We start from the raw sequence: 15,372 nt of genomic DNA on the forward strand, positions 1-15,372 counted from the left end.
GTCTTGCCACGGGTCACCTCGATGCTTGGATTGATCCTATCGAGTGTCCAGCCGGATTAGACCACCTCAACCCATCCATGGGGGCTCTTGCGAAACATCCATGTTTCGCAAAGCCCCCGTACCCCCGCCCCCGCCGACCCTCGACGGTGTGTTGGTGGCCATGGAAGATCAACGGCAGTGCCGATCATTTCCATGCGTCACCGGACGGTGGTGTGTTCCGTGCGTTCGTTCGGGAACCGAACCTACCAGCGCACCGCGTAGGGACACGCCATGCGTGTCTGATTTTCGTATCCGCAGGCGACCATCTGTCGGGGGCGGCCGGCGGGTAGCCACCGGAGGGACTGTCAAAAACATGGATGTTTTTGCCAAGCCCCCAAGGGTGAAGGCGCACTGCTTGCGAGGCACTGCCTCGCGTGCGACTGAACGCCCAGCCGCTGGCGGCTGGGCCGGGGCCCGGAGGGCGGTTTACGGCGTGTCCCGGAGCGTGGCTACCCGACGGTCGCCCCCTGCCAGTAAGAACTGAAACGCTGCTCCTACGCGCTAGGTATCTGCACGCGACGCCTCATCGCGCGTCTCTTCCTGCGCGGCGATCTCTCGCTCGATCCAGGCATCCATCATCCGCCGCGCGCGTAACGCGCGGCGGCGCTGCAGGGCGTATTCCATGTCGAGGACGCGGTACAGCGACCACATGACGGCCAGCATCAGCAGTGCGAAGGGCAGGGCGGCGATGGTGATCATGCCCTGCAGCGCATCCAGGCCGCCGGCCAGCAACAGCACGGCGGCGATCAGGGCAATCGCCACGCCCCAGGTGATCTTCCGCGACAGCGGCGGGTCGCCGGCTTCGTCGGTCGACATGCTGGCCAGTACCAGCACCGCCGAGTCTGCCGAGGTGACGAAGAAGATGATCAGCAGCACCGGTGCGATCACCGAGAGCACGGTGGGCATCGGCAGGCTGTCGAACATGGTGAACAGCACGGTTTCGTAGCCGGTGCCCAGTGCCTGCACCAGGTCCACATGGCCGAAGATCTGCGACCACAGCGCGGTGCCGCCGAACACCGAGAACCACAGGAAGCCGAGCACGCTGGGTGCGATCACCACGCCGAGCACGAATTCGCGGATGCTGCGCCCGCGCGAGACGCGGGCGATGAACGAGCCCACGAAAGGTGCCCAGGCAATCCACCACGCCCAGTAGAAGATCGTCCAGTCGGCCACCCAGGTGCTGCCCGAGAATGGCGACATGCGCAGGCTCATGGTCACCAGCTGGTTGAGGTAGGCGCCGATGGTGGTGGTGAAGGTATCGAAGATGAAGGCAGTGGGGCCCAGCACCAGGACCAGCGCCAGCAGTAACGCGGCCAGGCCGAGGTTGAGGTTGGAGAGCCACTTGATGCCACGGTGCACGCCGCTGGCGGTAGAGGCCATGTATAGCACGAAGGCGACGGCGATGATGGTCAGCTGCAGCGGCGCGCCGGCGTGCAGGCCGAACACGCGGTCCAGCCCGGCGGCGATCTGGATGGTGCCAAAGCCCAGCGTGGTGGCCACGCCGATCGCGGTGGCCACCACCGCCGCAACGTTCACCACGGTGCCGATCCACCCCCGGTGGTGCGCACCGATCAGCGGCTGCAGCAGGTCGCTGATCAATCCACGGCCGTTGCGGTTGAACTGGAACCAGGCCATCGCCAGCCCGATCAACGCGTAGATCGCCCACGGGTGCAGGCCCCAGTGGAAGAACGCATAGCGCATCGAGGCGCGTGCCGCTTCCATGCTCTGCGGGGGCAGGCCTTCGGGTGGAGTGACGAAGTGCGAGACCGGTTCGGCCGCGCCCCAGAACACCAGGCCGATGCCCATGCCGGCGGCGAACAGCATCGACATCCAGCTGGCGTTGGAGAAATCCGGTTCGGCATCTTCACCGCCGATCCGCAGCGAGCCCAGCCGCCCGAAAGCGAGATAGAGCAGGAACGAGAGCGTGATGAACACCACCAGCAGGTACAGCCAGCCGGCACTGCGGACGATGTGCACCAGCCCGCCGCGTACGATTTCGTTGAACGGGTCGGGTGCCACCCCAGCGGCCAGCACCAGCAGTACCACCAGGGCGATGGAGAGTCGAAATACCATGCGCGGCAGTCTAGCCAAGGCGGCATGACATGGCTGTTCACACTTGCGGTGCAGGTGTGGTCTAATCCGCCCCGAAGCGGGGGTACCGCGGCCATGTGGCCTCGGTTGAGACAGTCCCTTCGAACCTGATCCGGTTGATACCGGCGTAGGGAAGCTTCGCAACAGCCGATGCACCGCGCCGCCCAGCCCCCCGCCTGGGATCCGCGCGCCGTGCGCCGGCCGTGCGCCGCCGCTTCGTCCCTCGCCGTGCGAACCCTCGCACCGACAACCCAGGACGATGCCCGATGAATGCACACCCTTCCGCCCTGCAGCAACAGGCCCAGCAGCTGTCCGAGTCGGTCACCCGACCCATTCCCGGCTCACGCAAGATCCACGTGCCCGGCTCGCGCTGCGACCTGCAGGTGCCGATGCGCGAGATTGCGCTGAGTGGCGGCAACGCCCCGCTGACCGTGTACGACACCTCCGGCCCGTACACCGACCCCGAGGCCCGCATCGACCTGTCCACCGGCTTGCCGGCCCTGCGTGCCGGCTGGGTTGCCGAGCGTGGCGACACCGAACTGCTGGACCGGCCCAGCTCGGCGTTCGGGCGTTCGCGCGAAACCGATGCGCGGCTGGACGCGGTGCGCTTCCCGTCGCGGCTGCAACCGCGACGTGCCGTGGCCGGCGCCAACGTCACCCAGATGCATTATGCCCGGCGCGGCATCATCACTCCGGAAATGGAGTTCGTGGCGATCCGCGAGAACCAGCGCCTCGAGGCGATCCGCGACGAGGCGCTGCTGATGCAGCACCCCGGCCAGTCGTTCGGCGCTTCCATCCCCGCCTCGATCACGCCGGAGTTCGTGCGCGAGGAAATCGCGCGCGGGCGGGCGGTGCTGCCCAACAACATCAACCACCCCGAGAGCGAGCCGATGATCATCGGCCGCAACTTCCTGACCAAGATCAACGCCAACATCGGCAACAGCGCGGTGTCCTCGGGCATTGCCGAGGAAGTGGAGAAACTGGTGTGGGCGATCCGCTGGGGCGGTGACACCGTGATGGACCTGTCCACCGGCAAGCACATCCATGAAACCCGCGAATGGATCCTGCGCAACTCGCCGGTGGCGATCGGCACGGTGCCGATCTACCAGGCGCTGGAAAAGGTCGATGGCCGTGCCGAAGACCTGAACTGGGAGATCTTCCGCGATACGCTCATCGAGCAGGCCGAGCAGGGCGTGGATTACTTCACCATCCATGCCGGCGTGCTGCTGCGCCACGTGCCGCTCACCGCGCGGCGGGTTACCGGCATCGTCTCGCGCGGCGGCTCTATCATGGCCAAGTGGTGCCTGGCCCATCAGCGCGAGAACTTCCTGTACACGCATTTCGAGGACATCTGCGAGATCATGAAGGCCTACGACGTGACCTTCTCGCTGGGGGATGGCCTACGCCCCGGCTGCATCGCCGATGCCAACGATGCCGCACAGTTCGGCGAACTGGAAGCGTTGGGCGAGCTGACGAAGATTGCCTGGAAGCACGATGTGCAGACCATGATCGAAGGCCCCGGCCATGTGCCGATGCAGCTGATCAAGGAGAACATGGACAAGCAGCTGCGTGAGTGCGGCGAGGCGCCGTTCTACACGCTGGGGCCGCTCACCACCGACATCGCGCCGGGCTACGACCACATCACCAGCGCAATCGGCGCGGCGATGATCGGCTGGTACGGCACCGCCATGCTCTGCTACGTCACCCCCAAGGAGCACCTGGGCCTGCCCAACCGCCAGGACGTGCGCGACGGCATCATGGCTTACCGCATCGCGGCCCACGCCGCCGACCTGGCCAAGGGCCACCCGGGTGCGCAGGTGCGCGACAACGCGCTGAGCAGGGCGCGCTTCGAGTTCCGCTGGGAAGACCAGTTCCACCTGGGCCTGGATCCGGAGAAGGCGCGCGGGTTCCATGACGAAACCTTGCCCAAGGACGCCCACAAGGAGGCTCATTTCTGCTCGATGTGCGGCCCGCACTTCTGTTCCATGAAGATCACCCAGGACGTGCGTGACTACGCGGCCGGGGCGGCCGTCATGCCGCCCGGGCGCGACAGCCGTTAAGCTTCGGCCATCGACACAGGGGCAGGGACACCACGATGGCCAAAGCGCGCACCACCCGATGGCTGGCCATCGCCCGTCGCCACCCTTCAGCCTGGTTGCTGGGGGTGCAGCTACTGGGCGTATTGCTGTACCCGGCCATGGACGAGTCCGGGGCCGGGCGCGCGCTGTTCGGCGCGTTCGGCATCGCGGTGCTCGGCTTGGCGTTATGGGTGGTGCGGCGCAGCCCGCTCGGGATGTGGGTGGCGTTGCTGCTGGCCATTCCCTCGGTGGTCTTCTCCCTCTCGGGGGCGCTGCTGGGGCGGCCGGCCCTGGTCACCACTGCCCAGCTGCTGGAATGCCTGCTGTATTTCTATACGGCCGGCAGCCTGATCGCCTACATGCTGCAGGACCACAAGGTGACCCGCGACGAGCTGTTCGCCGCGGGCGCCACCTTCACGCTGCTGGCCTGGGCGTTCGCCTTCGCGTTCGCCGTCTGCCAGCAGTGGTTCCCGGGCAGCTTCGTGGCCACCAGCGAGAGCGAGCTGCGCACCTGGATGGAGCTGCTTTATCTCAGCTTCAGTTTGTTGTCCGGGGTGGGCCTTAGCGACGTGGTGCCAGTGCATCCACAAGCACGCGCACTGGTGATGCTGGAACAGTTCGCAGGCGTGATGTACGTAGCGTTGGTGGTGTCGCGACTGGTCGGATTGACCATGATCCGTAATGCCCGAAACTGAATCTTCGATAAAAAATTACTGAATCAAAGTTAAAAAGTTGCTGAATCGCAGATAAAAAATTCGCGCCAAGTGGCGCGAATGTTGACGCAATTTATGTGGATTCGTCGGCGAGAGAGGCCTGATGTCCTCTGCGCGCACAGGCGCAGTTAACCGGCATAGGCTAGTATTCGCGCGCTTCAGTGTCTTTGCCCTTTGCACTGATGACGTGTGCGGAATCTGGCGGTTCGTTCGATCTGTGGTTGATTCGATGAATGCTGCGTTCCTGTTGTTCAGTTGTATTACGTAGCGCCGGAATGATCAGCCTGGATAGTGAGACACCCGCTGCCGACCGCCTGAGGATCGGCGATTGCACCATCACGCTGTCGTCGCGTGAGGTGGTGGTGGAGGGCGCGCGTCGTCCGCGCCGGCTCACGCCCAAGGCGCTGGGTGTGCTCAAGGTGCTCATGCGCGTGCCCGGTGCGGTGGTGACCCGCGAGGAACTGTTCGCCGAGGTCTGGCCGGACACGCTGCCCACCAACGATGTGCTGACCCAGGCCATCACCCAGCTGCGCAAGGCGTTCTCGCGCGACGACGACGGCGGCACCGCCTATATCGAAACCATCGCCAAGACCGGTTACCGGCTGCTGCAACCGGTGTCGGTCGTGGTCGAGCCCGGCCCGGACGTCGATGCCGCGCCCAACGAAGACGAACGCGATGCGCTGGCCGCCGTGTTCGCCGCGGCAACCCCCGCGCCGCGCCCACGCAGCCGCTGGCGGCGCAACCGGCGCTATGTGTTCCTGGCCATCGGCCTGGGCATGTTCATCGCCCTGCTGGTGATGGCCGCACTGCTGCTGCAGCGCCCGCCGCGCGGGCCTGAAGGCAGTGGCGTGCTGGAAGACGGCAGCCGCGTGGTCGGCAGCCCGCAGCGCCCGTATCGTTTGATTACCGCCACGGCCGGCTTCGAGACCTACCCGACCGTATCGCCGGATGGATCGCAGGTGGCTTACGAGGCCGACGATGCGACTGGCGGCGGCAGTGCGATCAAGGTGCAGACCTCCGGCAACGCGCCCGCGCGCCTGCTGACCGATACGCCTGCGGGCCATTCCGACCGCTTCCCGAACTGGTCGCCGAATGGCCGCGATATCGCGTTTGCGCGGTTCGGGCCAGAGGGCAGCTGCGAAGTGTTGATCGCCAGTGCGACCGGGGGTGCGATCCGCCACGTCACGCGCTGCGACGGCACCGAGCTGCTCAGCTTCGACTGGACGCCCAACGGGCGTGGCCTGGTGTTCGGCTCGCTGTCCGGCCGCCATGCCCATCGCGGCATCCGCGTGCTGGACATCGCCAGCGGTGCCTGGACCCCGGTGGACTACCAGGTTGCCGACGACAGCTTCGACTACGCCCCGCGTTTCTCGCCGGACGGCCGCTGGATCGTGTTCGTGCGCAACCCGCAGATCGGCGACCTCTGGCGCCTCCCGGCCAGCGGCGGCGTGCCCGAGCAGCTGACCAACGATTCGGCCGAAATCCGTGGCTGGGCCTGGCGGGGCGACAGCCGGCACATCGTGTTCGGGCGCCGCGTGGACAGCGAGGCACGCCTGTACGAACTGGATACTGAAACGCGCACGCTGCGCGATGTGGGCCTGGACGACGCGCAGTCGCCGGCGTTGTCGCGCAGCAACAACATGCTGGCCTTCGTGCACCGCAAGGCGCAGTTCGGCCTGTTCCGCGTGCCGGTGAAGGACGGCCGTCCCGGCACGCCCGAACGCCTGTTCCCCTCCAATGGCCGCGATGGCCAGCCGATGCTGGCGCCCGATGGCCGGCAGCTGGTGTTCACCTCCGATCGTTCCGGCAATTACGGCCTGTGGTGGGCGGACCTGTCGCGCCCCGACTCGCTGCGGCCGGTGGAAGGCCTGCGTCCTGAAACCCGGCAATCCGCCGACTGGTCGCCCGACAGCACCCGTCTGCTGGTATCGGGCCGTGATGCCGAGGCGCGGCCGGTGATCTACGAGGTGTCGCCGCGCGACGAACAGATCGTGGCGCTGCCGGTGCCGGTGGCGCAGCCCCTGCAGGCCTTGTACGCCGGTGACAACGACCACGTGCTGGTCGTGGAACGCGATCACGACGAGCGCATGCGCCTGTCGCTGTTCGATCGGCGCACCACGCCGTGGAAACTGCTGGGCCACGTCGATGGGGTGTCCCAGGCGCGGCTGGATGCGGCCCACCAGCGCGTGCTGTTCACCCGGCTGGCCGCGGGCGGGCTGTGGTCGGCCGATCTGCGGCTGGATCCGGCCAGCATCCAGCAGGTCAGCGAGGACCGGCCGTCGCGTTGGCGGTACCGCACCTGGGCGGTGGCCCGCGATGGCAGCCTGGATTACCTGTCCAGCCGGGCCGACTGCTCCACCGTGTTCGCACGGATCAACAGCCCGTCGCAGGGGGCGGAGTACTGCCTGGACGCCGATCGGCTCAGCGCCGGCAACGGCTTCAGCGCGCAGCCCGATGGCAGCGCCCTGTACCTGGCCCTGGCGGTCGCCGACGGCGCCGACATCGGGGTGATGACGCTGCCCGAACCGCCCCGCCCGGTGTTCTCGTCGGTGCCCAACCTGTTGTTCTGGAAAGGAAAGTAGTCGTCGTACTTCTTTCGTAACGGCGTCGTGACGAATTCGCATCAATCTCGTCGAAACGTCCTGACGCAGACCGCCCGACTTGGCAAAACGGTTGCCCCGTAACGGCAAACCCCGGTGTACGTCATGCGTCAGCTTTCCCTCGCCGATCGCGGCCAATCGCTCTCCCTGGACAAGATCGTCGATGACGGTCCGCTGCCCACCTGCCTGGGCGTGGCCCGGCTGGGCAGCCTGCAGACCGCTGGCACCACCTTCACCGTGTGGATGCAGCTGCGTGGCAGTGCGTGGGTGGAATCCAAGGAAGGCCGCTTCCGCCTGCGCCAGCGCGAGTGGATCGCGTTCGAGAAAGAATCCAAGCCGATGATCCAGGCCGGCCGCGATGGCCTGTGCATCGGCCTGAGCTTGGCCCCGGAAGCCCTGCGCGCGTTGGGTGAACTGGCCGACTGCAGCCTGTACGCCGGCCGCGGCAGCATGAGCCGAGGTGAAGTGCGGGTGGCGCTGCGCCTGTGGCGCGATGCGCTGGCCAGTGGCCAGCCCGCGCAGGCCCTGCGCCCGGTGCTGCTGCACCTGGCCTCGATGCAGCGTGGCATGGCCACCGGCGTGCAGCGCTGCCCGGGCCGTTCGCGCATCCGCAAGCGCCAGGTGTTCGGCCGCATGCAGCGCGCGCGCCTGTACCTGGAAGGCAACAGCCACCGGGTGGTGCGCATCGGCGAACTGGCCGAGCTGACCAACTTCTCCAGCTGGTACCTGTCCAAGACGTTCCAGAGCCTGTACGAAGAGAGTCCGCAGTCGCTGTCGGCGCGCCTGCGCCTGGAGCGCGCCGCAGACCTGCTGCGCGACACCGACATGATGATCGGCGAAGTGGCCGCCGCCAGTGGCTTCGACAACTGCTGCAGCTTCGCGCGTGCGTTCCGCGCCCGTTATGGCCAGTCGGCATCGGGCTTCCGGCAGACTGGCGGATCGCTTTCGCCAAAGTCGGCAAAGAGTCCGGTGGCATCGCGCAAATAATTAACGGTAACGCAATCGTAACTTTCCGAGGCGGTTTAACACGCTACTAACGTACCTTGGAGAGATTGATGAATTTTCGTACTCCCGCAGTGCGGCTGGGTCTTCTGCCGGCCGGCATTGCGCTGGCGCTCGTGCCGAGCTTCGCTTCGGCACAGGAAGCAGCCTCCGGCACCACTGACCTGGATCGCATCTCGGTCACCGGCTCGCGTATTCGCGGCGCCAACATGGAGACCCAGCAGCCGATCCTGACGATGACCCGTGAAACCCTGGAAAAGCAGGGCTTCTCGAACGTCGCAGACGTGCTGAACAACCTGACCTCGGCCGGCTCGCCGGCCATCTCGCGTTCGGACTCCCTGTCCTCGGGCGAGAACGTGGGCGGTTACTACGTCGACATCCGTAACCTGGGCGCCCAGCGCACCCTGGTGCTGATGAACGGCAAGCGCCTCGGCGCCACCACCGGTGGCTACCAGGATCTGAGCCAGATCCCGATGTCGGCCGTTGAGCGCATTGAAGTCCTGAAGGACGGCGCCTCCTCGATCTACGGTTCCGACGCCATTGCCGGCGTGGTCAACGTGATCACCCGCAAGAACTTCGACGGCGGTGAAGTTAACGTCTACTTCGGTCAGTACGACCAGGGCGACGGCGAGAACCAGCAGTACTCGATGACCCTGGGTGCTACCGGCGAACGCGGCAGCCTGACCCTGTCGGCCGAATACTCCAAGCAGGATCCGGTGTGGGCCAAGGACCGTTGGTACAGCCGTGATGGCGGCCGTGGTCCGAACTCGGTGGCCGCCGATGGCAGCCCGATCAGCCAGTACGGCAGCTGGTGCAACCCGCTGCAGGTCAACTGCGCCGATTCCAAGACCGCCGTGTGGCAGACCCTGAACCAGGGTGGCAACCCGAACAACCCGAACGACTACCACACGCTCACTGCCGAGGAGTACGCCAACTCCAACGAGCAGATGAGCCTGCTGACCGGTATCGAGCGCAAGTCGCTGTACGTCAACGGCACCTACGACTTCACCGACACCATCAGCCTGAACACCGATGTGCTCTACAACGAGCGCAACACGTTCCAGCAGATCGCCGGCTACCCGTACCAGTCGTCCTCGTTCGGCACCCCGCTGACCGCTGAAAGCGCCTTCAACCCGGTTGGCCAGAACGTCGACTTCCGTCGCCGCCTGTGGGAAGTGCCGCGCACCACCGACAGCCAGCTGAAGACCCTGCGCTTCGCCCCGACCGTCAGCGGCTACTTCGAGCTGGCCGGCAAGTCCTTCGATTGGGACGTCGGCGCGCTGTGGAACCGCAACGAGTCGATCAAGACCCAGCGCGGCGACATGAGCCTGATCGCTTCCGAACAGGCCCTGGGCGCGTCCTTCATCAACGCGCAGGGCGTGGCACAGTGCGGTACCGCTGCCAACCCGATCGCACTGGGCGACTGCCGTCCGTGGAACCCGCTGCTGCCGTACGGCGTTGCAGGCCAGGGTTCGCTGGCGGATCCGGAGCTGCAGGACTTCCTGTTCCCGACCTACACCACCCGTGGCGTGACCAAGACCACCAGCTTCACCGCCAACCTGTCGGGTTCCATCGTGACCCTGCCGGCCGGTGACCTCGGCTTCGCCGTGGGCGTGGAGCACCGCAAGGAAGAAGGCAGCTACGTGCCGGACGCCTTCGCACAGTCGGGCATGTCCACCGGCCTGGGCCAGAAGCCGACCCAGGGTGAGTACGATCTGAACGAGGTCTACCTCGAACTGAACGTGCCGATCCTGGCCGACATGGCGTTCGCGAAGGAACTGACCCTGAACCTTGCGAGCCGTTATTCGGACTACAGCAACTTCGGTGGCACCACCAACAGCAAGTTCGGCCTGACCTGGCGTCCGATCGACGAGCTGCTGGTCCGCGGCACCTACGCCGAGGGCTTCCGCGCTCCGACCATCGCCGACCTGTATGGCGGTCTGAGCTCGAGCTTCGAGCGTTACACCGATCCGTGCGCCGTTGGCGTGTCGGGCAGCGTGGCCGGCAATGCCGCCTGCCTTGCTGGTGGCGCTCCGGCCGACTACGTGCAGCTGGGCCAGGGCAACGTCCCGTGCTCGACCACGCCGTGCCAGTCGGGTGACCAGTTCATCTCGGGTGCCAACCCGAACCTGGCGCCGGAAACCTCCAAGAGCAAGACCGTCGGTCTGGTCTGGAGCCCGCGTTGGGTGCAGGGCCTGGACGTCTCGCTGGATTGGTACCGCTACGAAATCAGCAACATGATCATCGACGACTCCGTCGATCGCATCCTGCGTGATTGCTACGTGCTGGGTGATTCCAGCCGTTGCGGCAGCGTGACCCGTGCGGCCGATGGCCACATCAGCGCGATCACCTACGGCACCGCCAACCTCGGCAAGATGGACACCGAAGGTTACGACCTGGGCATCAAGTACCGCCTGCCGGAGCTGGCCATCGGTCAGTTCGCCATTGATTGGCAGACCAGCTACCTGTCCAAGTACGACGAAGCCGCACAGAACGCCGCTGGCGACGACATCATGATCGGCCGCGTCGGTCAGGATGCGCTGTTCCGCGTGCGCTCGAACCTGGGCGTCAACTGGTCGCTGGGCAGCTTCGGTGTGAACTACACCGCGCGCTACTACTCGGGCCTCAACGAGCCGTGCATCGCGATCGGCTGCACCGATCCGGACCGCATCGCTTACGGCGAGACCGCTCCGCTGCGCAAGACCGGCTCCAACACCTTCCACGACCTGCAGGTCAGCTGGAAGGCACCGTGGGATGCCACCATCGCCCTGGGCGCGAACAACGTGTTCGACCACAAGGGTCCGCTGATGTACTCGCAGCAGAACTCGAGCTTCGCCTACTACGGCGGTTTCGATATCGGCCGCTTCCTGTACATGAAGTACACCCAGAAGTTCTGATCCATCGAACCGCTGGTGCAATAAAAAGAGGGCGGCCCGCAAGGGCCGCCCTTTTTCTTGATCACGACCCACGGTCGTGATCTACCGCTTGCATGGCGCAAAAAAAATGGCGTGCCGAGGCACGCCATCATCGTTCTCAAACCATCGCCGGTAGGCAACGACCGTTGGTCGTTGCGCCTTATGCGTCCGCCGTAGCGAGTCCCATCAACCCATTGGCATGGTCCCGCCACTGCGGCAGCTTGGCCAGCACGCCCGCGCGCTGCAGGTAGTCCTCGTCCACCGGGTCGCCGTTGACCAGCGCCAGCGCCACGTGCACCGCACCGGTCACCCAGAAGCTGCGCGTGTTGGAGCGCTGCGGCTGCAGGTGGAAGGCCACCGCCTCGATGATCGGCATCGGCAGGCCCCACAGCCCCAGCAGGTAGGCGCCGGCTTCACTGTGGCCCGGGCGCGGGTCGGCGTCGTCGGCCGGCTCACTGCGCTCGTTGCGCACGCCGGGCAGCAGCAGGCCGATATCGGCCAGCAGTGCGGCGGTCGCGCCCAGTTCGGCGCTGGAATCGGGCAGCAGCTTGGCGGCCAGCCGCGAAGCGAGCAGCGCACGCTGCTGCAGCGCGTTGCGTTCACCGCTGGACAGCGGCGAAGCCGAGAACACCTCGCTGGCCAGCACCAGGTCGCGCAGGGTCGACAGGCCCAGCCGGGTCACGGCGGTGCGCAGGTCGGAAATGGTGCGGCCGCTGTTGAAGAAGGCGGAGTTGGACAGCTGCAGCACCTTGGCCGCGATCGCCGGATCAGCCGACACCAGCTTGGAGACATCGGCCGTGTCGGTGTCGTCGTCGTGCTCCAGCGCCTGGGTCAGGCTCAGGTACAGGTGCGGCGGCGAGGGCAGCTTCTCGATGCGGCCGATGGCGCTGCGCAGGCGCGCGCTGTCGAGCAGCTCGCGCAGCTCTTCCAGGCTGGTGAGCGCTTCAAGCAGCACTTCCGGTGCCAGCGGCAGCGGCAGGAAACGGTGGGCAACGCCGATCAGGCGTGCCGGCGGCGGGCGGTTGCCCTGGGCCGCGTCGACCAGCGCGATGCGGATCGTCTCCGGACGCAGCGTCCGGATCTGGCCCAGCAGCGTGGTCGCGTTGAGATCGGGCAGGGCGGGGCAGGCGATCACCGCATCCACCGGCGTGGACGCCACCATGTTCATGGCCGTCTGGCCATCGGGTGCCCGCAACGGCTGCCACTCTTCCCCAAGATCGGCAATGAAATCCATCAGCTCAGCCGACAGGCTGGCTTCGTCCCCAACTAGCAGAATACGCACGACACAATCCCCTGGGTGACCACGGTGAACCTCACCGTGGACGGTGTAGAAGTCGCAATGTACCCAATCCGGCGCAAACAGTGATGTGCCGCATTGTAAAAACGTGATGCCCATCGCTCCGGCGACCAGCGCCGGAGCGGGGTCATTCAGCCTCAGCTGTTGCTGGACAGGTAGCGCTGGTGCGCTTCAACCAGGATCTGCTTGGCTTCGGCGGCGCCGCCCCAGCCATCCAGCTTGACCCACTTGCCCTTCTCCAGGTCCTTGTAGTGCTCGAAGAAGTGGCCGATGCGCTCCAGCCAGTGCTTGGACACCTGCTCGATGTCTTCCACGTGCGCGTAGCCGCTGAACACCTTGGAGATCGGCACCGCCAGGATCTTTTCGTCGCCGCCGGCTTCATCGCTCATCTTCAGCACGCCCACCGGACGGCAGCGCACCACCGAACCCGGGACCAGCGGCAGCGGCAGCACGACCAGCACGTCGGCCGGATCGCCGTCGCCGCACAGGGTGCTCGGCACGTAGCCGTAGTTGCAGGGGTAGCGCATCGGCGTGGAGAGGATGCGGTCGACGAAGATCGCGCCGGTTTCCTTGTCCACTTCGTACTTGACCGGCTCCGAGTCCTTCGGGATCTCGATGATGACGTTGATTTCTTCCGGCGGGTTCTTGCCGGGCGAGACGAGTTCCAGACCCATGGTGTGCTCCGAGAGGGGGGATGGCGCGATAAGACCTCCCATTTTATGCCTTTGCCGGCCAACGTGCAGGGTGGGGGCTATCCGACCCGCCGCAGTGGCGATCGCCGACCGCCACCAGCGCACCCGGCTGATCCCGCCCGGGCCTGGGCAGGCGCACGGTGGAGGTCCCTTCACGGAGTACGCCCATGACCCTTCCACTGCCTTCCCGCCACCCCTGCAACGCCCTGGCCGCGTTGATCCTGTTGGCGCTGGCCGTTGCCGGCCCGGCCGCCGCCAGTCCGCCGCCCACTGCGCCACTGCACGTCGATCTGGTCGATTACCCCACGCCGCAGGCGAACTGGTCCGCCTTCCGCGACCTGCGCCATCGTCTTGAAGCCGGGTTCGACGATGTCTGCCCCGATACCTTCTGCGAAGGCGAGTACACCGATTACCAGCCGCTGAAACTGCGCTGCTCGGTCGAACGGGCCACGGGCAGGGTCAATGTCTGCGGCTGGGCCTTCGCTGCAAGCGAGCTGCGGGTGGACCCGGCGACCGGCGCCCTGGAGCGGCAGCAGCCCACCTGGCTGTGCCACTTCCCGACCGGCGGCGGCACCACCGTGGCGGCATTGCTGGCGGCACTGGACGGACCGCAGCCGTTGTTCCAGCGGCTGCCCGCTACGGGAAAAACCGTGTTCGAGGCACTGGGAGACTGCCTGCGCTAGCCTGCGCGCATGGACTCCCTGCTCGCCGCCGCCGCACGTGCCCTTGCCGCTGGCGACGTACTGACCGCACTGGGCCACGTGGCCCTGCGCAGCGACCCGCCGGCACTGGCGCTGCGCGGCGTGGCCATGGCCCAGCTGGGCGAGCTGCAGCGGGCCCGGGAACTGCTGCGGCTGGCCCACCGCGGCTTTGGCGCCGATGAGGTGCTGGCCCGGGCGCGCTGTGTGGTGGCGGAGGCGGAAGTGGGGCTGGCGCTGCGGGATCTTGCCGATACCCCCGCGCCGCTGCTGGCCGCCGCCTATGCGTTGGAGGAGCGCGCCGATCCACACAATGCGCTGCAGGCCTGGTTGATCCTGGCCCGCCGCTGGCTGTTGCTCGGGCGTCGGCAGGAGGCCGAATCGGCTTTGGCGCAGGTGCAGGGCAGGGCGCTTACGCCTGCCTTGGCCGCCATGGCCGGGCTGGCCGAAGCGGCCTTGGCGGCGCGCGCGTTGCGGGTGTCGCAGGCGACGGCGGCGCTGGACGCGGCTGCGGCCGCCGCGCGGGCCTCGGGTATCGCCGCCCTGCACGCAGAGGTCGTGCAGGCCCGCAGCCATCTGGCCCAGCCGGCGGCACGCCAAGTGGCCCGGGAGACGGCTGACCGCCTGCTGGACCTACAGGCCGTGCAGGACCTGCTGGCCTCACCGGCGTGTGTGGTCGATGGCTGCCGGCGCGGTGTGTGGATGGGGGGGCGGTGGCGGTCACTGGCACGCCGGCCGCTGCTGTTTGCGCTGCTGCGAGCCGTCGGCCAGGCGTGGCCGGGGGATGTTGACCGCGACGTGTTGATTGCCGAGGTATTCCGCACCCGTGATGGCGACGACAGCCACCGCGCGCGGCTCCGGGTGGAAATGGGGCGCGTCCGCGCTGCGGTGAAGGGGCTGTTGTCAGTGGAAGCGACCGCCAACGGCTACCGGCTGGTAGCCGCGCCCGGCATCGCGGTGGTGGTGCTGGCGCCGCCGATCGAAGGCGAGCAGGGCGCCGTTGCCGCATTGCTGGCCGATGGGGCGGCCTGGTCCAGTTCGGCACTAGCCTTGGCGCTGGGCGCCAGCCAGCGCACGGTGCAGCGCGCGTTGGCGGCACTGGAAAGCACCGGCCAGGCACGCGCGACCGGGCGCGGGCGCACCCAGCGCTGGTGGGCCATGCCGCTGTCCGGATTCACGACGATCTTGTTACTCCCGGCCGCGCTGCCGGGCGACTAGGGTGGTTGCCAGGCACCCCTTCCGATGTG

At 66.8% G+C, this 15,372-nt stretch carries 10 protein-coding genes and 1 riboswitch; of the genes, 7 read left to right on the forward strand and 3 right to left on the reverse strand.

Features of this window, described 5'->3' with window-relative positions; genetic code table 11:
* Positions 1-540: 540 nt before the first annotated feature.
* On the reverse strand, positions 541-2,112 hold the full coding sequence (locus KVS69_RS14575) for a BCCT family transporter (protein WP_217538684.1): 1,572 nt from the start codon (positions 2,110-2,112) through the stop codon (positions 541-543).
* Positions 2,113-2,180: 68 nt separating this feature from the next.
* A riboswitch (TPP riboswitch) is annotated at positions 2,181-2,282 on the forward strand.
* A 114-nt stretch (positions 2,283-2,396) separates the two neighbouring features.
* Between KVS69_RS14575 and thiC the strand changes: the two genes are divergently transcribed.
* The 5 genes from thiC (at position 2,397) to KVS69_RS14600 (ending at position 11,420) form a co-directional block, all read left to right on the forward strand.
* Positions 2,397-4,190, forward strand: coding sequence for a phosphomethylpyrimidine synthase ThiC (gene thiC, locus KVS69_RS14580; RefSeq protein WP_217538685.1), 1,794 nt, complete (start codon positions 2,397-2,399; stop codon positions 4,188-4,190).
* A gap of 35 nt (positions 4,191-4,225) precedes the next feature.
* A complete protein-coding gene (locus KVS69_RS14585; RefSeq protein WP_217538686.1) occupies positions 4,226-4,903 on the forward strand; it encodes an ion channel in 678 nt (225 codons plus the stop codon).
* A 293-nt stretch (positions 4,904-5,196) separates the two neighbouring features.
* Entirely contained in the window at positions 5,197-7,503 is a 2,307-nt protein-coding gene (locus tag KVS69_RS14590; protein WP_217538688.1) for a winged helix-turn-helix domain-containing protein, read from the forward strand.
* A 123-nt stretch (positions 7,504-7,626) separates the two neighbouring features.
* Positions 7,627-8,508, forward strand: coding sequence for a helix-turn-helix transcriptional regulator (locus KVS69_RS14595; protein WP_093533616.1), 882 nt, complete (start codon positions 7,627-7,629; stop codon positions 8,506-8,508).
* A 68-nt stretch (positions 8,509-8,576) separates the two neighbouring features.
* Positions 8,577-11,420 (forward strand): TonB-dependent receptor, encoded by a 2,844-nt coding sequence (locus KVS69_RS14600; RefSeq protein ID WP_093533617.1) that lies wholly within the window; start codon positions 8,577-8,579, stop codon positions 11,418-11,420.
* 178 nt (positions 11,421-11,598) lie between these two features.
* Here KVS69_RS14600 and KVS69_RS14605 read toward each other — a convergent pair whose 3' ends face one another.
* Complete coding sequence (locus KVS69_RS14605) at positions 11,599-12,720, reverse strand: HDOD domain-containing protein (RefSeq protein ID WP_093533618.1); 1,122 nt, start codon at positions 12,718-12,720, stop codon at positions 11,599-11,601.
* A gap of 152 nt (positions 12,721-12,872) precedes the next feature.
* The gene (gene ppa / locus KVS69_RS14610; RefSeq protein WP_068853925.1) at positions 12,873-13,409 is read right to left on the reverse strand and encodes an inorganic diphosphatase; all 537 of its coding nucleotides are present in this window, start codon (positions 13,407-13,409) and stop codon (positions 12,873-12,875) included.
* Positions 13,410-13,594: 185 nt separating this feature from the next.
* On the opposite strand from ppa, the gene KVS69_RS14615 reads away from it, so the two are divergent.
* Positions 13,595-14,110, forward strand: coding sequence for a hypothetical protein (locus KVS69_RS14615; RefSeq protein WP_217538690.1), 516 nt, complete (start codon positions 13,595-13,597; stop codon positions 14,108-14,110).
* A gap of 9 nt (positions 14,111-14,119) precedes the next feature.
* Positions 14,120-15,343 carry a helix-turn-helix domain-containing protein gene (locus KVS69_RS14620; protein ID WP_217538692.1) on the forward strand — a complete coding sequence of 408 codons (1,224 nt, stop codon included), beginning with the start codon at positions 14,120-14,122 and terminating at the stop codon, positions 15,341-15,343.
* The last annotated feature ends 29 nt before the right edge of the window (positions 15,344-15,372 follow it).

Source organism: Stenotrophomonas sp. GbtcB23, assembly GCF_019091045.1.
Classification (GTDB): domain Bacteria; phylum Pseudomonadota; class Gammaproteobacteria; order Xanthomonadales; family Xanthomonadaceae; genus Stenotrophomonas; species Stenotrophomonas rhizophila_A.